Origin of the sequence: Collinsella sp. AF04-24 (assembly GCF_003465685.1) — a bacterium.
GTDB classification, from domain to species: domain Bacteria; phylum Actinomycetota; class Coriobacteriia; order Coriobacteriales; family Coriobacteriaceae; genus Collinsella; species Collinsella aerofaciens_AP.
In genome coordinates, this window is record NZ_QSBK01000004.1 from 91,565 (window position 1) to 115,153 (window position 23,589).

The 23,589-nt window shown below is 60.8% G+C and carries 21 protein-coding genes; 1 reads left to right on the forward strand and 20 read right to left on the reverse strand.

What is annotated here, in order from left to right; translation table 11 throughout:
* Positions 1-26: 26 nt before the first annotated feature.
* From DWV32_RS02530 to DWV32_RS02590, 13 genes are all read right to left on the reverse strand, one after another.
* Positions 27-653: a histidine phosphatase family protein gene (locus DWV32_RS02530; RefSeq protein ID WP_117757098.1), complete on the reverse strand. Its 627-nt coding sequence runs from the start codon at positions 651-653 to the stop codon at positions 27-29.
* 39 nt (positions 654-692) lie between these two features.
* The gene (locus DWV32_RS02535) at positions 693-1,847 is read right to left on the reverse strand and encodes a cation diffusion facilitator family transporter (protein WP_233540380.1); all 1,155 of its coding nucleotides are present in this window, start codon (positions 1,845-1,847) and stop codon (positions 693-695) included.
* Between the two features lie 150 nt (positions 1,848-1,997).
* Complete coding sequence (locus tag DWV32_RS02540; RefSeq protein ID WP_147346204.1) at positions 1,998-3,212, reverse strand: PTS fructose transporter subunit IIB; 1,215 nt, start codon at positions 3,210-3,212, stop codon at positions 1,998-2,000.
* Between the two features lie 40 nt (positions 3,213-3,252).
* Positions 3,253-4,977 carry an acetyl-CoA carboxylase, carboxyltransferase subunit beta gene (accD, locus tag DWV32_RS02545; RefSeq protein WP_089572485.1) on the reverse strand — a complete coding sequence of 575 codons (1,725 nt, stop codon included), beginning with the start codon at positions 4,975-4,977 and terminating at the stop codon, positions 3,253-3,255.
* Entirely contained in the window at positions 4,964-6,307 is a 1,344-nt protein-coding gene (locus DWV32_RS02550; protein WP_117757101.1) for an acetyl/propionyl/methylcrotonyl-CoA carboxylase subunit alpha, read from the reverse strand. Before DWV32_RS02550 ends, accD begins: the two co-directional genes overlap by 14 nt.
* Before the next feature lie 10 nt (positions 6,308-6,317).
* Positions 6,318-6,740 carry a 3-hydroxyacyl-ACP dehydratase FabZ gene (fabZ, locus tag DWV32_RS02555; protein ID WP_099432064.1) on the reverse strand — a complete coding sequence of 141 codons (423 nt, stop codon included), beginning with the start codon at positions 6,738-6,740 and terminating at the stop codon, positions 6,318-6,320.
* A 9-nt stretch (positions 6,741-6,749) separates the two neighbouring features.
* Positions 6,750-7,223, reverse strand: a complete 474-nt coding sequence (accB, locus tag DWV32_RS02560; RefSeq protein WP_117757102.1) for an acetyl-CoA carboxylase biotin carboxyl carrier protein — start codon at positions 7,221-7,223, stop codon at positions 6,750-6,752.
* A 3-nt stretch (positions 7,224-7,226) separates the two neighbouring features.
* Positions 7,227-8,474, reverse strand: a complete 1,248-nt coding sequence (gene fabF, locus DWV32_RS02565) for a beta-ketoacyl-ACP synthase II (RefSeq protein ID WP_117563765.1) — start codon at positions 8,472-8,474, stop codon at positions 7,227-7,229.
* A 39-nt stretch (positions 8,475-8,513) separates the two neighbouring features.
* Positions 8,514-9,287, reverse strand: a complete 774-nt coding sequence (gene fabG / locus DWV32_RS02570; RefSeq protein WP_089572490.1) for a 3-oxoacyl-[acyl-carrier-protein] reductase — start codon at positions 9,285-9,287, stop codon at positions 8,514-8,516.
* Positions 9,288-9,317: 30 nt separating this feature from the next.
* A complete protein-coding gene (locus DWV32_RS02575) occupies positions 9,318-10,244 on the reverse strand; it encodes an ACP S-malonyltransferase (protein ID WP_117757103.1) in 927 nt (308 codons plus the stop codon).
* Positions 10,232-11,176 carry an enoyl-[acyl-carrier-protein] reductase FabK gene (gene fabK, locus DWV32_RS02580; protein ID WP_117563768.1) on the reverse strand — a complete coding sequence of 315 codons (945 nt, stop codon included), beginning with the start codon at positions 11,174-11,176 and terminating at the stop codon, positions 10,232-10,234. The genes DWV32_RS02575 and fabK overlap by 13 nt, the downstream gene beginning before the upstream one ends.
* 2 nt (positions 11,177-11,178) lie before the next feature.
* Entirely contained in the window at positions 11,179-11,415 is a 237-nt protein-coding gene (locus tag DWV32_RS02585; RefSeq protein ID WP_006235019.1) for an acyl carrier protein, read from the reverse strand.
* Between the two features lie 52 nt (positions 11,416-11,467).
* Positions 11,468-12,427 (reverse strand): 3-oxoacyl-ACP synthase III family protein, encoded by a 960-nt coding sequence (locus DWV32_RS02590; protein WP_117647610.1) that lies wholly within the window; start codon positions 12,425-12,427, stop codon positions 11,468-11,470.
* A gap of 176 nt (positions 12,428-12,603) precedes the next feature.
* On the opposite strand from DWV32_RS02590, the gene DWV32_RS02595 reads away from it, so the two are divergent.
* Positions 12,604-13,380: a biotin--[acetyl-CoA-carboxylase] ligase gene (locus DWV32_RS02595; protein ID WP_158549075.1), complete on the forward strand. Its 777-nt coding sequence runs from the start codon at positions 12,604-12,606 to the stop codon at positions 13,378-13,380.
* A gap of 116 nt (positions 13,381-13,496) precedes the next feature.
* Here the strand turns inward: DWV32_RS02595 and rpsJ are convergent, their stop codons facing one another.
* The 7 genes from rpsJ to DWV32_RS02630 form a co-directional block, all read right to left on the reverse strand.
* Positions 13,497-13,805, reverse strand: coding sequence for a 30S ribosomal protein S10 (rpsJ, locus tag DWV32_RS02600; protein ID WP_022094184.1), 309 nt, complete (start codon positions 13,803-13,805; stop codon positions 13,497-13,499).
* A 60-nt stretch (positions 13,806-13,865) separates the two neighbouring features.
* On the reverse strand, positions 13,866-15,965 hold the full coding sequence (gene fusA / locus DWV32_RS02605; RefSeq protein ID WP_022094183.1) for an elongation factor G: 2,100 nt from the start codon (positions 15,963-15,965) through the stop codon (positions 13,866-13,868).
* 19 nt (positions 15,966-15,984) lie between these two features.
* Entirely contained in the window at positions 15,985-16,458 is a 474-nt protein-coding gene (gene rpsG / locus DWV32_RS02610) for a 30S ribosomal protein S7 (protein ID WP_006235013.1), read from the reverse strand.
* Between the two features lie 73 nt (positions 16,459-16,531).
* Entirely contained in the window at positions 16,532-16,909 is a 378-nt protein-coding gene (gene rpsL, locus DWV32_RS02615; RefSeq protein WP_006235012.1) for a 30S ribosomal protein S12, read from the reverse strand.
* A 270-nt stretch (positions 16,910-17,179) separates the two neighbouring features.
* Positions 17,180-18,256: a DUF4179 domain-containing protein gene (locus tag DWV32_RS02620; RefSeq protein WP_117757104.1), complete on the reverse strand. Its 1,077-nt coding sequence runs from the start codon at positions 18,254-18,256 to the stop codon at positions 17,180-17,182.
* Complete coding sequence (locus DWV32_RS02625) at positions 18,207-18,725, reverse strand: RNA polymerase sigma factor (protein WP_187361806.1); 519 nt, start codon at positions 18,723-18,725, stop codon at positions 18,207-18,209. The genes DWV32_RS02620 and DWV32_RS02625 overlap by 50 nt, the downstream gene beginning before the upstream one ends.
* Before the next feature lie 382 nt (positions 18,726-19,107).
* Positions 19,108-23,583, reverse strand: coding sequence for a DNA-directed RNA polymerase subunit beta' (locus tag DWV32_RS02630; RefSeq protein ID WP_187361807.1), 4,476 nt, complete (start codon positions 23,581-23,583; stop codon positions 19,108-19,110).
* Between the last annotated feature and the right edge of the window lie 6 nt (positions 23,584-23,589).

A 23,589-nucleotide genomic window follows, 5' to 3' on the forward strand; every position in this document is an offset into this window, starting at 1 on the left:
TGTCTGCTTAACTCTGCTCGCTCAGGCTAATGACTTTGTTGGGGGTCCACTATTTGCTGGAGGGTGAACTTGCATTGCATTGGCTCGCCCTCTACTTGTGGCTCCGCCTCATCAAAATCGAAAATCATAATGGCGCAGTTGGGGAGTTTTGTTGGGAGCTCGAAGCCCTCTGGGGCTGCAGCTTTGATGAATTGGCGGCTGGCGCTGCCGTGGCTTACTGCTAGGAGGGTTTCGATGCCCTCGGCGTCCATGAGATTGGTGAGGGTGCCCACCATGCGCTCCTGCAGGGCATGGCTTCCTTCTCCGCCAAATGGGATCAGGTCCTCGCCGGGGTCCCAGACGTCGGTGGGTAGGGCGTCGTGGGGGCCTTCTTCGAAGGTGCCGTAGCTGCGCTCGATGATGCCTTCGCAGGGCTCGACTGCTGCATCCCGGCCGAGGAGTTCGGTTGCGACGAGACTTGCCGTGTCCATGGCTCGGCCTAAGGGCGAAGAGACCACTTTGTCGGGAACGACGTTGTGGGCTTTGAGCCACGCGGCTGCCATCCCGGCTTGCTGACGACCCAGGTCGGTCAGCGGTGAATCGCAGCGGCCCTGGACCAGCTTTTTGACGTTGAACTCCGTCTGACCGTGGCGGAGTAGATACAGCTTCTTCATGCTCTCCCCTTCTGCATAACCTGCTTTGCCGGCACAGCCTTACTCGTGGGTATGCCCTACGTAGTCTTCGTCGATCGTGATCTTGGCAATCGACTTGGGATATTCCGATTCGACCCGTTGTGTCAGCGCGTGCTTTAAGTCTTCGGCACTCATCTGCAGATCCGAGGGACGCACGCAGTCAAAGATCACGTTGGTGTGCGTGGGGCCCGGAACACAGCGTAGGTCGTGGATCGAGAGGCGGCTATCAATCTCTTGAGCCATAGCGTTGATGCGCAGACGCATGCTCGCCACCTTTGGATCGTCGGTCACGATGGGATCGTAATGGAGCGTGACGATCATGCCGTCTTCGACCCTAAACGACTGCTCGATGTTATCGAGCGTGTCGTGACTTTCCAGCGGGCTGGCCTCGGCTGCCATCTCGGCGTGAGCGCTTGCGAACTTCCTGCCCGGGCCGTAGTCGTGAACCATCAAATCGTGAACGCCCAAAACGCCGGGGTAGCTCATGATCTTGTCTCGAATGTACTTGACCAGCTTTGGATCGGGTGCCTGGCCCAAAAGCGGGCTCACCGTATCCTGGATGAGCTCAAAGCCGCTCCAGCCAATATAGGCGCCAACGGCAAGGCCGACCCATGCGTCAAGATTGATGTGCGTCACCTGCGAAACAATTGCGCACGCCAGCACAGCACCCGTAGCTAGGACATCGTTCTTTGAGTCCTGAGCGGTCGCATGCAGCGTCTCGGACTCAATGCGATCGCCGAGCTTTTGGTTGAGGGCCGCCATCCAGAGCTTAACAATCATCGAAAGCACCAAGACTGCCACCAGGGCAAGCGAGAACTCGACAGGTTCGGGGTGGATGATGCGCTCAACCGAGGACTTCACCAGCTCAACGCCAATCAGCAGCACGAGCGCCGCCACGACCAGACCCGAGAGATACTCGTAGCGGCCATGTCCGTAAGGATGCTCGGGGTCGGCCGGCTTGCCCGCCAGCTTAAAGCCAAGCACGCTCACGATGTTCGAGCTGGCATCGGACAGGTTGTTCATGGCGTCCGCCACAATCGAAACCGATCCCGACAGCACGCCAATTGCACCCTTCGCAGCGCAAAGCGCAACATTGGCGAGAATACACACTATGCCCGTCAACGTTCCCACGCGCGCACGGTCGCCCTGCGCACGACGAACAATCCACTCGACCATCCTCATCAGTCCCCACGGTACTACCTATATATCTATTGCTCAAACGGATTGTAGTGTAGCCACTTTGTCCTCCAGATACAAAAAAGCCGCAGCCCACACGGGCCGCAGCCTTGGAATATGACAAAGGAATCGTCCTTTTGTCGCACAGATTTATGCGCTTGCTTCAGCAGCGCTCGCCACTGTTTCGAGCGAATCAGCTTCGTCTTCTGCCGCCTGCACCTTTGTCGGCACCACGCCAAAGCAGTAGCTCAGCGCCGCAGACACCGCAAATGCTGCGCCGCCGGCAGCGCAGCACCACAGCAGATTCGAGATGCCGCCCGTGGCAAAGCCAATGACCATAAGAACATTCGTCATACCGATAGTATAAGCCGTAACGTGGCCTACGGCCGCAACAAGGCCTCCGACGGCGCCGCCAACGGCCATGCACGTCAGACACCTGCCATATTTAAAGCCGCATCCGTACAGCGCTGGCTCGCTTACGCCGCCAAGAATACCCGAGATTGAATAGCCCAGCATGAGCGCCTTCTCGTCCTTATCCGCAACGCGGAGCGACGCGCCAAAGGGCATACCCCAAACGGCGAACGTTGCCATCGTCGCGGCGATCAGGATGCACGAATCCGTTCCCACACTCATAAACTGCGCATAGGCGAGCGATAGGACAACGTTGCTGACACCCGCGATCTTAAGAAACTCCCAGCCCGCGGCAAGCCCCATGAGCGTGAGCAGCGACACGATGCCACCGGAATTGCCAAGCATAAACATAAGCTGTCCCAACAGCATGCCCAGATAGCTGCCTGCCGGCGCCGTAACACACAGCGACACCGGAACCATGACAAGCATGGTTGCAAACGGTACAAAAGAAAACGCCACAGCCTGAGGGATAGTGCGCTTAAAGAAACGCTCCACCTGCCATAGCACGGGCACCGAGATGAGAACCGGAATAACAGTCGTCGTGTAATCGTTGACCGGCGCGGGAAGTAGACCATACACGAAAGTCATCGATGCCCCCGTCGTCGATGCGGCATCAACGAGCTTAAGCAGATCGGGCACAATCAATACGCCGCCCAGCATCATGCCCAGCTGCTCCGAGCAACCGAGCTGGCGGGCAGCGGCCCAACCAAGATAGATGGGCAAAAAGTAATAGCCGGCGTTATAGAGCCAACTGTAGAACAGGCGATAGATTTCGGAATCGGCAGACCACAGGCCCAGCATGCCTTCGCCCATAATGACGGCGGCGGTGCGGAACAACGCCGCGCAGACAATAAACGGCAGCGCCGACATCATGCTTTTGGACAGATAGTCCACCACGGCCATGGCGTTTGATGAAACCGTCGTTGTAAACGAGGTGTTAGAAACTTGTGACATGGAACGCCTTTCCCAATGTGACATGCGGGCTGTCCCTTTGTCACATCGTGCGGTACTGACCGATTGCGCGGTACTTTTCGTAGCGGAGGTTTGTGAGGGTCGCGTCGTCGAGCTGCCCAAGCGTATCAAAGGCATCAAATGCCGAGGACATGACGACACCGGCGATCTCCTCATGCGACAGGCCCCTATCGTCAACAATGCCATCGATAATGCCGAGCGCCAACAGATCGGGGGCCGTGAGCTTAAGCGCCTCGGCGGCCTCATTCGCGCGCTCGGTATCCTTCCACAGGATCGACGCACAGGCCTCGGGGCTCACGACCGAATAGGCCGAGCTCGAGAGCATCAGGATGCGGTCGGCCACGGACAGCGCCAGCGCGCCACCAGAGCCGCCCTCGCCTGTCACCACCGAGACAATCGGCGTCTTAAGGCCGCTCATCTCCATGAGATTCTGGGCAATCGCCTCGCCCTGGCCGCGCTCCTCGGCACCGATGCCGCAAAACGCGCCCGAAGTATCAACCAGGCACAGAACCGGCCGACCAAATTTCTCGGCTTGGTGCATCAGGCGACGTGCCTTGCGGTAGCCCTCGGGATGTGCCATACCAAAGTTGCGACGCATGCGCTCTTTGGTCGTGGTACCGCGCTCGATGGCGATAACCGTCACGGGTCGCCCGTCTTTCCAGCCGATGCCGCCCACCACGGCAGCATCGTCGCCAAAGTAGCGGTCGCCGTGCAGCTCTACGAATCCGTCGAGACCCAACGAGATCATCTCGCCTGCCGTGGCGCGGTTCGCCGAGCGAGTCTGTTTGACGATTTCGAGCGCGCTTTTTGGTGCGGCCGAGCGCTTAAACAAGTGTCCCAGCTTTTTGTCGCGACGACCCGTATGCACGATCTCATGCGGTGCCCCCAGGCCGGGCGCGTGCCCTTCGTGCAGCGCCAGCAGCTCGCCTACCGTGAGCGCAATCTCACCACGCGGAACAACGGCATCGCAAAAGCCGTGCTCCAGCAAAAACTCGGAACGCTGGAATCCCTTGGGCAGACGCTTGTGCATGTTCTGCTCGATCACGCGCGGGCCGGCAAATGCTGTCAGGGCATCGGGCTCGGCCAGGATAATGTCGCCCTCCATGGCAAAGCTCGCGGTTACGCCTCCGGTCGTGGGGTCGGTGAGCACCGTGATGTACAGGCCGCCCGCCTCGCTGTGGCGCCTAACCGCCGCAGAAATCTTGGCCATCTGCATGAGCGAGGTCACGCCCTCCTGCATGCGGGCGCCGCCCGATACGGTAAAGCCAACGACCGGCAGCCCCAACTCGGCCGCGCGCTCAAAGACACGACAGATCTTCTCGCCCACCACGGAGCCCATTGAGCCCATCATAAAGTTGGCATCCATAAAGAAGAGCGCGGTATCGCAGCCGCAGATTTTGCCCCTGCCGCACACAACGGCATCGCGCTCGCCCGAACGCTCGCTCACGCTCTTAAGCTTGTCGGCATAACCGGGAAACGAGAGGAAGTCCTTCGACGCCAGATTGGCATCCCATTCCTCAAAGGTACCCGCGTCGACCGTCATGCGCATGCGCGCGCGACCGCTCACGCGAAAGTGTTTGCCGCAACGAGGGCAGACCTCGAGGTTGTCGTGCAGGCGCGCCTCATCGATCACACGGCGGCACTCCGGGCATTTGACAAACACGTGGCGCGCGGGGAACTCGGCGCACGACTCGGTTATCGGCCCCTCAAGGACATTGACCGTCTTCGCTTTTCTATTCATCAGCATAGAGATGCCCCATCAGATCGGTGTGATACATGCCCGACAAAAACTCGTCGTTTGCCAGCACGTCGAGCTGAAGCTCGCTATTTTCGCTCACGCCCTCAATCACGAGCTCGCCCAGGGCCGAGCGCATCTTGCGAATGGCACCGTCACGCGTGGGCGCGCACACGATGAGCTTGCCGAGCATGGAGTCGTAGTACGGCGGAACTTTCGCTCCGGTAAACATGGCGGAATCCCAGCGCACGCGCGGACCACCCGGCACACGCAACGCGGTGACCGTTCCACATGACGGTAGAAAGTCCGGCGTTTCGGCATTGATGCGGCACTCCATGGCGTGGTTGCGGACCGGTACGTCCTCCTGCTCAAAGGGCAGAGGGCGGCCGGCAGCCACGCGCAGCTGCCACTTAACCAGGTCGGTATCGGTCACAAACTCCGTAACCGGATGCTCCACCTGCAAGCGCGTGTTCATTTCCATAAAGTAGAAATTGCCGTCATCTGAGTACAAAAACTCGATGGTGCCAGCGCCCTCATAGCCAACGGCACGAGCCAGGTCGCGCGCGGCCTTGTGCATGCGCGCGCGAATATCATCGCGTCCGTCGAGGCACGGCGCGGGGCTCTCCTCGATCAGCTTTTGGTTGCGGCGCTGCACCGAGCACTCGCGCTCGCCGAGCGAAAACACATGGCCCTGCTTATCGGCCATAATCTGTACCTCAACGTGATGCGCCGGCGCAACGAACTTCTCCATGTAGCACTCGCCGTCGCCAAAAACGGCCTCACCCTCGGCACGCGCCTCGCTGAACGCCTTTGCCGCATCTTCCACGCGCTCGACCTTGCGAATACCGCGACCGCCGCCGCCCGCGCGCGCCTTAATAAGCACGGGGCAGCCGATGCGCTCGGCCTCGGCCGTTGCTTCCTCGGGGCTTTTGAGCAAATCGCAGCCCGGCACGATGGGCACGCCCGCAGCAGCGGCCGTTCGGCGTGCGGCGTCCTTGTCGCCCATGCTGTCGATCACCTCGGCCGAAGGACCGACAAACGCCAGACCGAACTTGTCGCAGTCGCGCACGAAGCTCGCCTTCTCGGAAAAGAAGCCATAGCCGGGATGAATTGCCTTAGCTCCCGACTTTACGGCACAGGTGAGCACGGCATCGTCGTTGAGGTAGCTCTCGGCAAGACGCGGGCCGCCGATGCAATACGCCTCGTCGGCAAGCTGCACGTGTAGCGCGTCCGCATCGGCCGTGGAATAAACGGCGACGGTCTTGATGCCCATATCGCGGCACGCGCGGATAACACGGACCGCGACTTCGCCGCGGTTGGCGATGAGCACTTTGTCGAACATGGAGCCTTCCTTAACTTTCGTGCATGAGTGCAAAAGACATATCGGCGCGGCAGCAAACCTCACCGTTGACGCTCGCAGTACCCGTCGCAAAGCGGAACGGCCCGCGCGCACGCGTGATGGAGCACACTAGATCCACCGTGTCGCCCGGGCGCACCGGACGCTTAAAGCGCACCTTGTCCAGACTCGTGTAGAACGGCGTCGCGCCGCGCGCCTCCTCATCGCCCATCAGCAGCACGCAGCAGTTCTGGGCGAGCATCTCGCACTGAATCACGCCGGGAACGACCGGGTTTCCCGGAAAATGTCCCTGCAAAAAGTACTCGTCGCCTGTAATCGTGATCTTGCCGTGGGCCTCGTCGCCCACCAGCTCGGCTTCGTCGAGCAAAAGCATCGGCTCGCGATGCGGTAACAGCTTCTTGAGCTCTTCTTTGTTCATGGATATCACCTATCCGATCCTCATGAGGCAGCTGCCAAACTCCACGAGGTCGCCGTCGGCCACGCAGATCTCGAGCACCTCACCGTCTGCCTCGGCCGTCACCTCGTTGAGAACCTTCATGGCCTCGATGATGCAGAGGGTCTCGCCGGCCTTGACCTTGGAGCCCACGCGCACAAATGGCTCGTCGCCCGGCGCAGGGGCAGCATAGAAGACGCCCACCATGGGAGCAGTCACCTCGGTGCCCTTGGGCTCCGGCGCGGCGGCAGGTGTCTGCGTGGCGGGTTCCGGTGCGGCAGGCGCGACTGTGGGAGCTGCAACTTGAGCGACCATGGCGCTCGGCATAGGCATGGGCACGGCAACCGGCTGCGCCACACTCGCGCGCTCGAGTTCGACCGCGGTGCCATCGGGCTCCTCAACACGTACGCGCGTAAGGCCGCGGTCCTCCATCACATCGGCTATCTCGGCAAGTCTTTTGGAATCCATGCTCTAGCTCCTCGTATATCTACGCAGCGCGATGGCGGCGTTGTGCCCGCCAAAGCCCAGGTTGGTCGAAAGCGCCCAGGTAAGGTCGGCGCGAACCGCTCGATTAGGCGTGTAATCAAGATCGCAGGCGGGATCGGGCGTGTGGTAGTTAATGGTCGGGGGCACCACGCCCTGCTCGAGCGCCATGGCACAGGCCATGACCTCGATGGCACCCGTGGCACCGATCATGTGGCCGGTCATCGACTTAGTCGACGAGACGTGCGCGGCGCGTGCCGCGTCCTCGCCGAGCGCCCGCTTAATGCCTGTCGTCTCGGACGAATCGTTGAGCTTGGTCGAGGTGCCGTGGGCGTTGATGTAGAGACCCTCGGAAGGCTTGACGTCGCCCTCGGCCACCGCCAGCGATATCGCACGGGCAATGCCGGCGGCATCGGGGTCGGGACTCGTAATGTGATAGGCATCATCGGTGTTGCCGTAGCCCACGACCTCGGCATAAATGTGCGCACCGCGCGCCTGCGCATGCTCCATGCTCTCGAGTACCAGCACGCAGGCGCCCTCACCCATCACAAAGCCATCGCGGTCTGCGTCGAACGGGCGGCAGGCCGTCGCGGGATCGGGGTTGGTGGTCAATGCGCGGCAGGACGTAAAGCCTGCAACAGCATCGGGGATAATGGCCGCCTCGGCACCGCCCGCGAGGATCGCGTCGGCATAGCCGTGCTTAATAGCACGGAACGCCTCGCCCACCGCATGGGCCGAGGTCGCGCACGCAGTCACGACTGGCAGGGTCGGTCCCTTTGCCTTGTGACGGATTGCGATATTGCCCGATGCCATGTTGGGGATCATCATCGCGATCATGTAAGGCGATGCGCGGCGGGGCCCACGGTCGGCAATCGTATGGACGTTGTCGACGAGCGTCTGCATGCCGCCCACGCCCGACCCCACGTAAACGCCCAGGCGCTCGCGATCGATGGCGCCTTCGGCATCAAAGCCCGCATCGTGCATTGCCTCGTCCGAAGCCACCAGCGCAAACTGAACGCAGGGGTCGAGATGCTTGGCGTCGCGCTTGCCAAAGTACTCGTTGCCGTCAAAGCCCTTGACTTCGGCCGCCACCTTGACGGTAAACGCATCGGTATCAAAGTGCGTGATCGGGCCGATGCCACAGGTCCCGGCGCACATGGCCGCCCAGGTGGCAAGCGCGGTGTTGCCGAGCGGCGATACGGCACCGATACCGGTGATTGCAACTCTCTGTTCCATCATGGTCTCCTCATCCAAGCCGTTCTTCGGCCCTGGTTTCTACATCGCCATTCCGCCGTCGACGCGCACGACCTCGCCCGTAATGTAAGCAGCCGCATCGCTCGCTAAAAAGCGCACCACGCCGGCCACTTCCTCGGGACGTGCCATGCGCTTAAGGGGAATCTGTTCCTCGGTTGCCGTACGCACCTTCTCCGAGAGCTTTGCCGTCATATCTGTCTCGACAAACCCGGGAGCGACCGCGTTCGCTCGTACGCCACGAGGCGCAAGCTCGCGCGCCACCGCCTTGGTAAGCCCTATCACGCCCGCCTTGGAAGCAGCGTAGTTGGCTTGCCCGGCATTGCCCATCAGGCCCACGACCGAGCTCATGTTGACGACGCAACCGCCGCGCTGGCGCATAAAGGTCTTGGTGAGCGCGCGCGTCATATTGAATGTTCCCTTGAGATTGACATCGAGCACGCGATCGAATGCGTCATCGCCCATGCGCATGAGCAGGCCATCGCGGGTGATGCCGGCGTTGTTGACGAGCGCCCAAATGGAACCAAAGTCGTTGAGGACCGCTTCCACGCACGCGTTGACGGCAGCGGGATCGGCCACGTCGCATTGATATGCGCGTGCCGTGGCGCCAACCGCCTCACAGGCTTCGCACGTCTTGCGCGCCGCATCGACGCTGCCGGCATAGACGACGGCGATATCAAAGCCGTCCTCCGCCAGACCGACAGCGCAGGCGCGGCCGATACCCCGCGAGCCGCCCGTGACCAGTGCCACGCGACGTGAGTCGTTGCGCTCGAGCGCGCCGTTGTTCAAGTTGCCCATGTCATTCCTTTCGGGTTACAGCCCTGTGGACTATGCGAGCTCGTCGGCAATAGCTGCGACCTGCTCGGCCGTTTCGCACGAATACACGCGAACGTCGCTCAGCGTACGCTTGACCAGGCCCGACAGCGTTTTGCCAGGGCCGACCTCAATAAACGTGTCGATGCCCTGATTCTGCAGAGTATGCAGCGTGTCGACCCAACGAACGGCATGACTCACCTGATTGGCCAAGACATCCGATGCCGCTCGCGGGTCCGCCGGATAGGGCGCCGCCGTCATGTTTGCCATGACCGGAATCAGCAGCGGTGACGGCGCGTGGCCGGCTTGGATATACGTCGCCAGCCCCTCAGTCGCCTCGGCCATATAGGGGCTATGAAATGCGCCCGACACCGCGACTTTCATAGCGCGGCCGCCAGCCTCTTTTACTAGGACGTCGAGCTCCTGCAGCGCCTCGGGCGCTCCGGCAACAACCGTCTGCTGCGGACTGTTGTAGTTGACCGGCCAGCAGTCCTCGCCGGCCTGTTTTGCCAGGTTCTCGACTTGCGCCGCATCGAGCTTGATGACGGCGCGCATGCCGCCCGGATGGCGCTCGGCAGCCGCGGCCATCAGCGCCGCGCGCTCGCACACGAGCTCAAAGCCCGCTCGCGTATCGAACGCCCCCGCAAAGGTGAGCGCGGCGACCTCGCCAAGCGAAAAACCCGCACAGGCGGCAGGTACCACGCCGCGCTCACGCAGGGCGGCAGCCGCTGCCAGATCGTGAACGAACACGCACGGCTGCGTGTTCTCGGTCTGCGAGAGTTCCTCCTTGGAGGCGCTTCGGCACTGCTCACTGGTCCCCGGGCGCACCTCGTCGACAATGGCGAACACCTCGGCGGCCGCCGGCGATGCCTCGATCAGGTCGACGCCCATCGCGGGGTGCTGGGCGCCCTGGCCGGCAAACAGAAACGCTACGCCACCCATGCGCACGCACCCTTCAGGACGTGCTCGGCGCCATCGACTAGGTCGTCAACGATTTCACGTGCACTTTGGCGCTCGTTGACCATGCCGGCAATCTGTCCACACAAAAACGAGCCCTCTTCGTAATTGCCGTCCTTGGCGGCCTTGCGAAGGGCGCCCGTGCCCATGGCCCCGAGCTCCTCGACGCTTACGCCCGCCGCCTCGCTCTTGGCGTAGGCGTTAGTGAAGGGGCTCTTGAGGGCACGCACCGGGTGTCCCGTCGAGCGGCCGGTCGCACGCGTCGAGGTGTCGTTGGCCTTCAGGACCATCTCCTTGTACTGCTCCGATACGGTGCACTCATCTGCGATCAGAAAGCGCGTACCCACCTGCACGCCGGCGGCGCCCAGCATAAAGGCGGCCGCCACGCCGCGGCCATCGGCGATACCGCCAGCCGCAACCACGGGAATATCGACCGCATCGACAACCTGTGGCACCAGTGCCATCGTCGAGGTCTCGCCAATATGGCCGCCTGATTCGGTACCCTCGGCAACCACGGCAGTGGCTCCACGACGCGCCACGAGACGCGCCAGCGCCACCGAGGCAACGACCGGGATGACCTTGATGCCCGCCTCGTTCCACGCCTTCATGTACTTGGTGGGATTGCCGGCACCCGTCACGACGACCGGCACCCGCTCGTCAATCACGACCCGCGCGACCTCGTCGGCAAACGGGCTCATGAGCATGACGTTGACGCCAAAGGGCTTATCCGTCCTGGCGCGCAGCTCATGAATCTGGTCGCGCAGCCAGTTGGCGTCGGCGTTCATGGCCGCGATAATCCCTAAGCCGCCCGCCTCGGACACTGCGGACGCCAGCGAGGCGTCGGCGATCCAGGCCATACCGCCCTGGAACACGGGCTTTTCGATGCCGAGCAGATCGCAGAGAGGAGTCTTGAGCATCTCTACTTCTCCAATGCCGCCTCGACCGTATCGGCGAACTCGCCGACCGTCTTGGGGTTCTCCTCGGTATCGAGCTGGATGCCAAACTCGTCCTCAACGGCGACGAGGATCTCGACGGTGCCCAGACTGTCGAGACCAATCTCCTCGAGCGTGGACTCGGGCTTCATCTCGACGTCGTCAAGACCGGCGGTCTCGCGGATAACATCGCAAACGCGCTCGAAGGTCTTCTGATCTGCCATGGTAGTTCTCCTTTGTTTGTGCCCTAGGGGCGTTTTTATTTCCTATGTGCGACTACTTCCAACGAAGTAGATAGCCACCTATATCCAGACCGGCGCCAAATCCAACGAGGGCGATGGTATCGCCCGCATTCAGTGCGTCGGTGCGTGCCAGCCGGTCAAGCGCAAAGGGAATGCAGGCGCTCGAAATGTTGCCGGTCTCGCGCAGCGTTCGAACCACGCGCTCGCCTGGCACGCCGAGGCGCTTGACCGCCTGACTCAGGATTCGTTCGTTAGCCTGATGGAATACAAAATGGTCGATGCCCTCGACCGAAATGCCCGCATCGCTCGCAAGCTTATGGACCGTGTCGCAGATGGCGTTGACGCCGAACTTGAACACGCGGCGGCCATTCATGGACAGCACGCTCTCGCTATCTGCGGAGGCCTTAAACGGCGAGGTGCCGACCAGACCGGGAACGCACAACGTCTCGACGTCGGGCGCCGTCGAAAGCTCAACGGCAAGGGGGCTGTCTCCCCCAGCCTCAATCACCGCGGCGCCTGCCCCATCGCCAAAGAGCACACAGGTGGCGCGGTCGGTCCAGTCGAGCGCGCGCGTCATCTGCTCGGCGGCAACGACAAGCACATGCTTGGCTCGTCCTCGGGCGATATAGCCCTCGGCAACATCGAGCGCAAATACGAAGCCGGCGCAGGCAGCCGAGACATCGAAGGCAGGGCACGTCGCGCCCAGTCGCTCAGCAACGGCACACGCCTCGGCGGGAACAAGGTGGTCACCCGTCGTCGTCGAGCAGACGATCAAATCCAGCTGGCTCGCGTCGATTCCGGACACCTGGAGTGCCCGCTCGCTCGCTGCCACGGCAAGGTCGTCGAGCGACTCGGTGGTGCACACATGACGGCTCTTGATGCCTGTGCGGGTAAAAATCCACTCATCCGAGGTATCGAGGAACTCGGACAGCTCGTCATTGGAAACACTGCGCTTGGGAAGCGCCGAGCCTGTTCCAAGAATCGTGAAACCCATCACTAACCTCCTTTGAGTTGTTGACGTGTTTACATCGACCAAGAGAGGATAGCGCATTCTTCGCCTTGTTGACGTGTTAACATTAAATTGTCCAAATGCGACAAAGGCTTCACATTGTGTCTATCTATCGACACCATTGCGCCATTCACTTATTCATTAGGGAGGTAGCAGCCGCTATGGATGCCCAATTAACGATAGTCGACGTAACCGGATCGACCAACGATGACCTGCTCGAAGCAGGAAAACAGGGAGCGCCGCACGGCACAGGACTTGCCGCCCGGACTCAGACAGCAGGACGCGGCCGACGCGGCCACAAGTGGGATTCAACCGCCGGCAATCTGTTACTCTCGATTGTCCTACGTCCTCGTGTTGATCCCGCCAAGTACTCTGGCCTTGCCGCCGTCAGCGGCCTAGCGGTGCTCGAGGCGCTCGAAAAGCAGGGTCTTGCAAACGAGATTGGCCTCAAATGGCCCAACGACCTGGTCGCGCGAGGACGCAAGCTCGGCGGCATTCTGGTCGAAGCCGCACGCGATAACGAAGGCAACCCCTTTGCGGTCTGTGGCATCGGCGTCAACGTGAACTATGTGCCCACGGAGGTGCCCGATGGCGGCCTGCCGGCAATCGGTCTCTCGGACCTTAACGAGAACGTTCCTGCTGTCGACATGCTCCTCGATGAGGTCTATCACGCAGTTATAGACGCTGTAGATGCCTGGGCAGAACGCCTCAACGCCATGGAAGAAAACACCGGATCGCTCGCGCCCGTCCACGGCGAATATGTCGCTCACCTCAATTGGGTTGGAAAGCACGTTATCGCCCGCTCCCCTGCCGGTGACGAGCAGGCGCGAGGCATCTTTAAAACCGTCGATACCTTTGGACGCGCGTGCATCGAAACAGAAGACGGCTTGCGATCCTTCCATTTTGAGGAGGCGTCGCTGCGCCCCTTGGGCGAATAGGGCGCCGCAGCCACCTACTCAGCAGCATTACCAGGCGGTCAAAACCCATCATGCAAAACAAAAGAGCCCCGCTACCGTAATGGCAGCGGGGCTCTGTAAGCTATGAGCGATATCGCTTAGAGCTTGATGTCGATGTCGACGCCAGCGGGGAGGTCGAGACGCATGAGCGAATCAACGGTGCCCGAGGTGGGGTCGAGGATGTCGATGAGGCGCTTGTGGGTGCGCATCTCGAACTGCTCACGGGAGTCCTTGTTCACGTGCGGCGAGCGGATAACCGTGTACAGGTTGCGCTCGGTGGGCAGGGGGACAGGACCGGAAACGCGAGCACCGGTCTTCTGAGCGGTCTCGACGATGAGCTTCGCGGACTGATCGACGACCTCGTGATCATAGCCCTTGAGGCGAATGCGGATCTTCTGGGTAGCCAACTTAAACCTCCAAAGAGTGCGAGAGATGTTCTCGCGGATTACGTAACAGGGAGCTCGAACTTAGGCGTTCTTGCTCATGACCTCGTCCACGATGGACTTGGGCGCGGGCTCATAAGAGTCGAACTGCATCGTGTAGGATGCACGGCCCTGGGTCTGGGAGCGAAGGTCGGTAGCGTAACCGAACATCTCGCCCAGCGGCACCTTGGCACGGATGAGCTTGCTGTTCTTGCGATCCTCCATGCCCTCGATCTTGCCGCGGCGACCGGAGAGGTTGCCCATAACGTCGCCCATGTACTGCTCGGGGGTCTCGACCTCGACAGCCATGATCGGCTCGAGCAGCTGCGGATCGGACTTCTTGAGAGCGTCCTTGATAGCCATGGAACCGGCGATCTTGAAGGCGGCCTCGGAGGAGTCGACCTCGTGGTAAGAACCGTCGAACAGGGTGACCTTAACGTCGAGGACCGGGAAGCCGGCGATAACACCGGTGTTCAGGGCCTCCTGGATGCCCTTGTCGATGGACGGGATGTACTCCTTGGGCACGACGCCGCCGACGATAGCGTTGACGAACTCGTAGCCGAAGCCCTCCTCCATCTTCTCGAGCTTGATGACGGCGTGGCCGTACTGACCGCGACCGCCGGACTGACGGACGAACTTGCCCTCAGCCTTCTCGACGTCGTGACCGGCGGTCTCGCGGTAGGCAACCTGGGGCTTACCGACGTTAGCGTCAACCTTGAACTCGCGGAGCAGACGGTCGACGATGATCTCGAGGTGCAGCTCGCCCATGCCGGCGATGATGGTCTGGCCGGTCTCGTGGTTGGTGGACACCTGGAAGGTCGGGTCCTCCTCGGCGAGCTTGGTCAGAGCCAGGGACATCTTGTCCTGCTCGGCCTTGGTCTTGGGCTCGATGGCAACGTCGATAACGGGCTTAGCGAACTCGATCTTCTCGAGGACGATCTCCTTGCCCTCGGCGCACAGGGTGTCACCGGTGGTGGAGTTCTTGAAGCCGACGCAAGCGACGATGTCGCCGGCGGCAGCGTCGTCACGGTCGATACGCTCGGCGGCGTTCATCTCGAGGATGCGGCCGAGACGCTCGCGCTGACCGTTGGAAGCGTTGACCACGTAGGAGCCGGACTCGGCGCGGCCGGAGTAAACGCGGACGTAGGTGAGCTTACCGACGAACGGGTCGGTCATGATCTTGAAGACCAGGCCGGAGAAAGGCTCGTCGAAGGAAGGATGACGCTGGATCTCCTCGCCGGTGTCCGGATCGGTACCGGTGACGGCCTCAACGTCGAGCGGGCTGGGCAGGTAGTCGACGACAGCGTCGAGCAGCTCCTGAACGCCCTTGTTCTTGTAGGCGGAGCCCACGAAGACGAGGTTGAGCTCGTTGGCCAGAACGCCCTTGCGCAGAGCAGCCTTGAGCTCCTCGACGGTGAAGTCCTCCTCCATGAGGATCTTCTCCATGAGCTCGTCGTCAAAGCTGGCAGCAGCGTCGAGGAGCTCCTCGCGCTTGGTGGCAGCGATGTCGGCAAACTCAGCCGGGATCTCGTCCATCGGCTCGGGGTAGGTCATGCCCTTCTCGTCGGCCTTGAAGTCCCATGCAGTCATGGTAACGAGGTCGATGACGCCCCAGAAGTTGTCTTCGGCGCCCATCGGGACCTGAGCGGCCACGGCGTTGGCGTCGAGACGATCCTTCATGGTCTCGATAGCGTTGAAGAAGTCAGCGCCCACGCGGTCATACTTGTTGATGAAGGCGATGCGGGGGACGTTGAAGGTAGAAGCCTGACGCCAAACGGTCTCAGACTGGGGCTGAACGCCGGCAACGGCGTCGAAGACGGCGACAGCGCCATCGAGGACGCGCAGGCAGCGCTCGACCTCGGCGGTGAAGTCAACGTGGCCCGGGGTGTCGATGATCTGGATGCGGTAGTCCTTACCGTCCTTGTTCCAGAAGCACGTGGTAGCAGCGGAGGTAATGGTTACGCCGCGCTCCTGCTCCTGAACCATCCAGTCCATGGTGGCAGCGCCCTCATGGACCTCACCGATCTTGTGGGTCTTACCGGTGTAGTAAAGAATACGCTCGGTCGTGGTGGTCTTACCGGCATCGATGTGGGCCATGATGCCGATGTTACGGGTATCGGAAAGCTTGTACTTAGGCTTAGCCATGTTAGTTCCTTACCTTAACTTACCAACGATAGTGAGAGAACGCGCGGTTGGCCTCGGCCATCTTGAAGACGTCCTCACGCTTCTTGACGGAAGCGCCCAGGCCGTTGGAGGCGTCGAGGATCTCGTTAGCGAGACGCTCGGCCATGGTCTTCTCCTTGCGAGCGCGGGAGAAGTTGACGATCCAGCGGATGCCCAGAGCGGTGGAACGACGGGAGTTGACCTCCATCGGGACCTGATAGGTAGCGCCACCGACACGCTTGGGCTTAACCTCGAGCGTGGGCTTGACGTTGTCCATAGCCTTCTTGAAGGTAGCGAGAGCGTCGCCACCCTCGGACTTCTCGGCAACGATCTCGAAAGCGGTGTAAACGATGCGCTCAGCGGTGGCCTTCTTGCCGTCAAGAAGGACCTTGTTGATGAGCTGAGTCACCAGGCGGTTGTTGTAAACGGCGTCAGGCTGAACCTCACGACGATTAGCTGCTGCACGACGCGGCATGTGAAATCTCCTTAAGTGTCTACCGTGCGGCGCTTAGGCGGCGCACGACGAAAGTATCAAAACGTTATCTGGCTTATTTAGCCTTGGGGCGCTTAGCACCGTACTTGGAACGGGCCTGCATACGGTTCTGGACCGGAGCAGCGTCGTAGGCGCCACGGATGACGTGATAACGGACACCAGGGAGGTCACGGACACGACCGCCGCGGACGAGCACGATGGAGTGCTCCTGCAGGTTGTGGCCCTCACCCGGGATGTAAGCAGTAACTTCGATGCCGTTGACAAGGCGAACACGGGCAACCTTACGAAGAGCCGAGTTCGGCTTCTTGGGGCTCGTGGTGAAGACGCGGGTGCACACGCCGCGCTTCTGGGAGTTGTGCTGCAGAGCAGCGTTCTTGGACTTCTTGGGCACGGAACGACGGCCCTGGCGAACCAGCTGGTTAATAGTAGGCAAAGCGTACTCCTTCTCGAATGATTCCAGCTTTCTGTAAAGTGCAACGGCTTGAATCGAGGGGTCAGCATCCCCCTACGAAACACGCAGTTCGATAGGATACGTGCCGTTAGCTGTGCCGTCAACAGACCACGCCGCCGGGCGTATCCCAAAATAGCTATATTTCCGCAAAGCCTCCATAAAAGGAATCCCCGCCTGTGCGCAAGTGCCCATTCCAGCCGTCCATGTAACGCAAAAATGGCCGCTGCCCCTAGTGGGAAGCGGCCTCAAGCCTTACGAGTAGACGATGGTAAAGGGTACTTCTGTTTCGGTCTCTCCTGTTGATGTGCACCTCGTTCCCTCAAGGGTTACCGATACAACCTGATCGACATTGATGAGCCTTGTCGGAACCCAGATGTTCTCTCCGCTATTGCGCGCCATCGAAACATAGAAATTGTACGCCCCTGCGTCGTCATCTTCGATAATCTGCTCCGATCCATCCTTGTAGCTGACGGTCAGTTTATGATCAACTGCTTCATAGCCCAGATCATCGATGTGCGTCTGGATGGAAAACGGGCTGATCTCAAGCGGCGAGTCGTCGGAGCGGAGCTCCTTTGTATCGACGTGCGCTCCGACGTTAAACTCTGGCGTCGATACCTCGATCACCTTCGCATCCTCACCTTTGCCCTCGGTCCAGGAGATATTCCAGGTGACCGCATGTCGTAAATCTCGATCGCGATTCCAAGATGCAAAGTACATCGTGCCGTTAATGACCGTGTCGCTTGATGTGTCTTTATCAATGGTGCAGCGTGTATCAGCCCATTCCTCGCCGAAGTTCATGCTGGGTGTACTGACGCCCCCCTCTTCTTCACCATAGAGAACAAGTTCGCCTGTCTCTGCTGCCGGCTTGTAGTAGTTAACACCATTTGGATTGGACAGCGTAAACGTCACAGCACCGCAGCCGTTTTGGTCGATAGCCATATCATGAATGTCGAGTGTATAGCCGTTGCCCTCGACGGACAGATTGACCTTCTGTACTGAACCCTCCAAGCTTTGGGGCGCGATACCATCACCAAACTCTCTGGTGTAGGTATATTTAGTCCCCGACGAGCCACCTTGAGTCCAGGTAACGGACTCTCCGTTGCCATGGTTTCCCCAGGCAGAGGCAAAATAACTGGAATTGACAACAGCGTAGGCGACCCCTCCGGTCGCCAGCACTCCGGCAAGACATCCGATTACGGCAACATACAGAGGCTTCGCGTGACCCTTTCGGCGAAGCGGCTCGCCAGCAGCGGCATAAAGAACACGGTCAGCAAGATCGCTATCGGCTTGGACGGACTCGAAGGCCTGCTTGATCTGGTTGGATTTCACGGTCGCCCTCCTCTAGGATGAACTTGAGCTTCGATCTGCCGCGAGCTAAACGCGTTCGAACGGTCGCGGCTGGCACATGCAGTAACTCGGCAATTTCTGAAGTCGAGAAGCCCAGATAGTAATAGAGCACGATGGAGATACGGAATCGTTCCGGAAGCCGCATGACGTCTAATAGGACGGCCTTGGTCTCGTCCTGCGCCGTCAAGAGCGAATCGGTCAGACTTTCAATATCCTCCACGCGCCTCCACGGCTTTCGAAAGAGAGATTTGCATTCATTGATCGTGACCCGGATGAGCCATCGACGAAGATGCTCCCAGCTTTCAAAATGCGTATCGCTTTTGAGTAACTTTAGAAAGACGTCTTGAGCGACATCGTCGGCGTCAGCGCGATCACGCAGATACGTCAAGGCGATTCGGAACACGACATCTCGGTGATCCTCGACCGCCTGTCTAAAAGCTTGTTCTTCCATAATCACCTCCCGGTGACACTGATGGTTCTTGATGGGGCCCTCACCATAGATACGCTTTGACCAAACGGAATGTTTCAAATTCAAGCAGGAAAAACTACCAAAATAAACCTGTCCCTTTTTGGCAAAAGGAATCCCCTTCTGTGCGCGGGGGCGGATTCCCGGAACGGGCGGCCCGCTGTTTAAGTTTGCTGCTCTACAGTCCTGCGCAAAGGAAAGCACATTAAGTGCTTTCCTTTGCGTGCGGAACTCGCGACAAACTTTAACAGCGGGCCGCCCGTTCCGGGAATCCGACGTGCTCGTCGGGGCAACGTTCCTCAACAAAAAAGACCCGCTCCCCTGTTGGGAAGCGGGTCTTTGGAAGAGCGGTTAACGTACTAGGAAATTACTCCTCGTCGTTGTCCTTGGCCTCTTCGGCGTCGTCGGTGTCCACGAGCTGGTTGAGCAGCTCGTCGAGGGACGCCATGTCCTCGTTGATCGCGCCGTTGGCGGGAGCCTTCTTGTCGTCGATCGGGGCGCCCAGGAGCTCCTCGTCGGCGTCGGCGTGATGCGTCGGAGCGGAGGTACCCAGCAGGATATCGTCCGGACCGTCGGGGCTAAAGACCATCTGCAGCAGCTGCGAGAGGTCTTCCTCGTCGGCAACGTCGTCGTTGTTCTCGAGGATGTAGAGCAGGTCGTGGGCCTCCAGGCCGTCACGGAGCTCCTCGATCGCCTTAGCACCGATACCATCGATGCGCAGCAGATCCTCCTCGGACTTGCCGACCAGGTCGCCGACCGTCTCGATGCCGACCTCGCTGAACTTGTTGGTCCAACGCTGCGACACGCCCAGGTCGTCGAACAGGTACAGGCGAGCCTTCTCGGCGGAGATGGTATGGCCGTTGCGGGTGAACGAACCGTCAGCACCACCGAACTCGTCGTAGCCGGCCCAGTCGAGCTGCTGCGGGAGCTGCTCGTCCAGGTCCTTGAGCTCCACAGGAGCCCACTCGGGCAGCGACTTGGCGTTGGGCGAAGCCGGGCCGTCGATGTCCACGTAGCCGTCGGCCGTGCGATACGTCAGCTTGGCGTTGGCGTACGGCTTGAGGCCGGTACCAGCCGGGATCTTCTTACCGACGATGACGTTGGACTTAAGGTCGAGCAGGTGGTCGACCTTGCCCTCGATGGCAGCCTCGGTAAGGACGCCAGCGGTACGGATGAACGAAGCGCTCGACAGCCAGGAGTCGATGTTGGACGCGACCTTGAGCGTACCCAGGATGACGGGCTCGGCCACGGGAGCCTGACCGCCCAGACGGGCAACGCGCTCGACCTCGTCGGCGAACTCGTAGCGGTCGACGTACTGACCAAGCAGGTACTTGGAGTCGCCGGGGTTGGTGATCTGAACGCGACGCAGCATCTGACGCGCGAGCACCTCGATGTGCTTGTCGTTCAGGTCGACGCCCTGGCTGGTGTAGACGTCCTTAACGCTCTCGACGAAGGTGTGCATCGTCGACTCGATGTCGGTCAGCTTGCGCAGGTTGCGGAAGTTGACGAAGCCCTTGGTGATCTGGTCGCCGGCGCGAACCTCGCAGCCGTCCTCGATCTCGGGCATGAAGCGCACCGATGCGGGGACGCGACGCTCGTCGAGGACACGGGTGTGATCCTCGGAATCGGTGAGCGTCAGCACGTACTCGGACTTCTCGGGCTTAATCGAGAGGTGGCCGGAGTACGGAGCCAGCTCGGCCTCGCGACCCAGAATCTTCTCGTTGACGTTACCGACGATATCGAACATACGGCTGACCGTAGGCAGACCCTGCGTAATATCGTCGACGCCTGCGACGCCGCCGGAGTGAATGGTACGCATCGTAAGCTGCGTACCGGGCTCGCCGATGGACTGGGCGGCAATAATGCCGACCGCGGTACCGATGGCGACCGGACGACGGGTGGAAAGATCCCAGCCGTAGCACTTCTGGCACACGCCGTACTTGGAGCGGCAGGTGAGCAGCGCGCGAAGCTTGACCTTCTTAAGGCCGGCATCGACCATCTTCTGGATGTCAGCGACCTTCTCGATGTAGCCGTCCTGCTCAAAGAGCACGGTGCCATCGGGAGCCACGACGTCCTCAATGAAGCAACGGCCGACGAGGTCGGTGTTGAGGTCGGTGGTGCCGGGGATGATGAGGTTGTAGGTGACGCCCTCGTGCGTACCGCAGTCCTCCTCGCGGACGATGACGTCCTGGGCCACGTCGACCAGACGACGGGTCAGGTAACCAGAGTCCGAGGTGTGGGATGCGGTATCGACCAGGCCCTTACGGGCGCCGTAGGTCGAAATGAAGTACTCGAGCGGCAGCAGGCCCTCGCGGAAGTTCGCCTTAATGGGAAGGTCGATCGTCTCGCCGGACATGTCTGCCATCAGGCCACGCATGCCGCCGAGCTGACGCAGCTGGGTCTTAGAACCACGGGCGCCGGAGTCGGCCATCATGTAGAGCGGGTTCTCCTCGTCGAACAAGTCGAGCATGAGCGCTGCAACCTTATCGGTACAAGCGGTCCACTCATTAACGACTTCGATGTGGCGCTCCGTCTCGTTGATGAAGCCCTCCTCGAAGTACTCGTTGATCTGGTCGACGTTGGCCTGGGCGCGATCGAGCAGCTCCTGCTTCTCGGCAGGGATGAGGGCGTCCCACACCGAGATGGTGAGGCCAGCGCGGGTAGCGTAGTGGAAGCCGGAGTACTTGATGGCGTCGAGGATCGGGCCGACCTTGGCCTCGGGATAGCGATCGCAGCAGTCCGCAACCAGCTTGGCCACGTCGCCCTTGACCATCTTGTAGTTCATGAACTCGTAGTCTTCGGGCAGGCACTGGCGGTTGAAGATGATGCGGCCGATGGAGGTCTCGAAGCGCGCGGTCTTGTTGCCGGTGACGTCGTAGTCGACGAACTCGTTCTTGCCGTTCTTGACGCGGAAGATACGGGTGCCGTCCTCGTTGATGACATTGGCGTCGGCAGCGGACACGCGGACCTGAATCTTGGCCTGCATGTCGACCTCGGAGCGGCAGTCATAGGCGTGCAGCGCGTCGTCGAAGCTGGCGAACACGTGGTTCTCGCCCGGCAGACCGTCGCGGACCTGGGTGAGGTAGTACACACCGATGATCATGTCCTGCGAGGGGATGTTGACCGGCTTGCCGGATGCCGGAGAGCGCAGGTTGTTCGCAGAGAGCATGAGCACGCGGGCCTCGGCCTGAGCCTGGCTGGACAGCGGCACGTGGACAGACATCTGGTCGCCGTCGAAGTCGGCGTTGAAGGGCGAGCAGACCAGCGGGTGCAGGTGGATAGCCTTGCCCTCGACCAGAACCGGCTCAAAGGCCTGGATGGACAGACGGTGCAGGGTCGGTGCGCGGTTGAGCAGCACGACGCGGCCGTCGATGACCTCTTCGAGGATATCCCACACAAAGGTGGCACCGCGGTCGATAGCGCGCTTGGCGCCCTTGATGTTCTCGACCTTGCCAAGCTCGACCAGGCGCTTCATGACGAAGGGCTTGAAGAGCTCCAGCGCCATGGTCTTGGGCAGACCGCACTGGTGCAGCAGCAGCTTGGGGTCGGTAACGATAACCGAACGGCCGGAGTAGTCGACACGCTTACCCAGCAGGTTCTGACGGAAACGGCCCTGCTTGCCCTTGAGGGCCTCGGCGAGCGACTTGAGCGGGCGACCGCCACGGCCAGAGACCGGGCGACCACGACGGCCGTTGTCGAACAGGGCGTCCACGGACTCCTGGAGCATGCGCTTCTCGTTGTTCACGATGATCGCAGGGGCGTCCAGGTCGAGCAGGCGCTTGAGTCGGTTGTTACGGTTGATCACGCGACGGTACAGGTCGTTGAGGTCGGACGCGGCGAAGCGGCCGCCGTCGAGCTGGACCATCGGGCGCAGATCGGGCGGAATGACCGGGATGACGTCCAGGATCATGTTCGCGGGGCTGTTGCCACCCTTCAGGAAGGCGTCAACGACCTCAAGGCGCTTGACGGCCTTCTCGCGCTTCTGCTTCTGGGAATCCTCGTCGGCGATGATGGCCTTGAGCTTCTCGGCCTCGGAGGGGAGGTCGATGGCAGCGAGCAGGTCGCGGACGGCCTCGGCACCCATGCCACCCTTGAAGTACATGGAGTAGTAACGGGTCATCTCGCGGAACAGCGGCTCATCGGAGATGAGGTCGCGCTCGGTGAGCTTCATGAAGGCGTTGAAGGCGTCCGTGCGGAGCTGCTTCTCGTCCTTGCACTCCTCCTCAATGTCGACGATGCCAGAGGCGATCTCCTCGGGGGTCAGCGGCTCCTCGTCGGAGAACTCGTCAAAGTTCTCGGGGTCGCCCTGCTCCTTGAGGGACTCGATCTGGCGGGCGCACTCGGCATCGATCTCTTCCAGATCGGCGGCGAGCTCCTCGCGCAGGTCGTCGGCGTCGGCCTCGCGAGCCTCGTAGTCAACCTCGGTGATGATGTAGCTGGCAAAGTACAGAACCTTCTCGAGGTCCTTGGACTTGATGTCGAGCATACGGCTCATCGGGAAGCTCGTGGGGCTCTTGAAGTACCAGATGTGGGACACGGGAGCGGCGAGCTCGATGTGGCCCATGCGGTCGCGACGCACCTTGGCCGAGGTGACCTCGACGCCGCAGCGCTCGCAGACGATGCCCTTAAAGCGGATGCCCTTGTACTTGCCGCAGGAGCACTCCCAGTCCTTGGCGGGACCGAAGATCTTCTCGCAGAACAGGCCGTCCTTCTCGGGCTTGAGGGTACGGTAATTGATGGTCTCCGGCTTCTTGACCTCACCGTGCGACCAGGAACGGATCTGGTCGGCGGAGGCAAGGGAGATCTTTACCGAGTCAAAATCAGTAGCTTCGAAATCTGCCACAGTCAA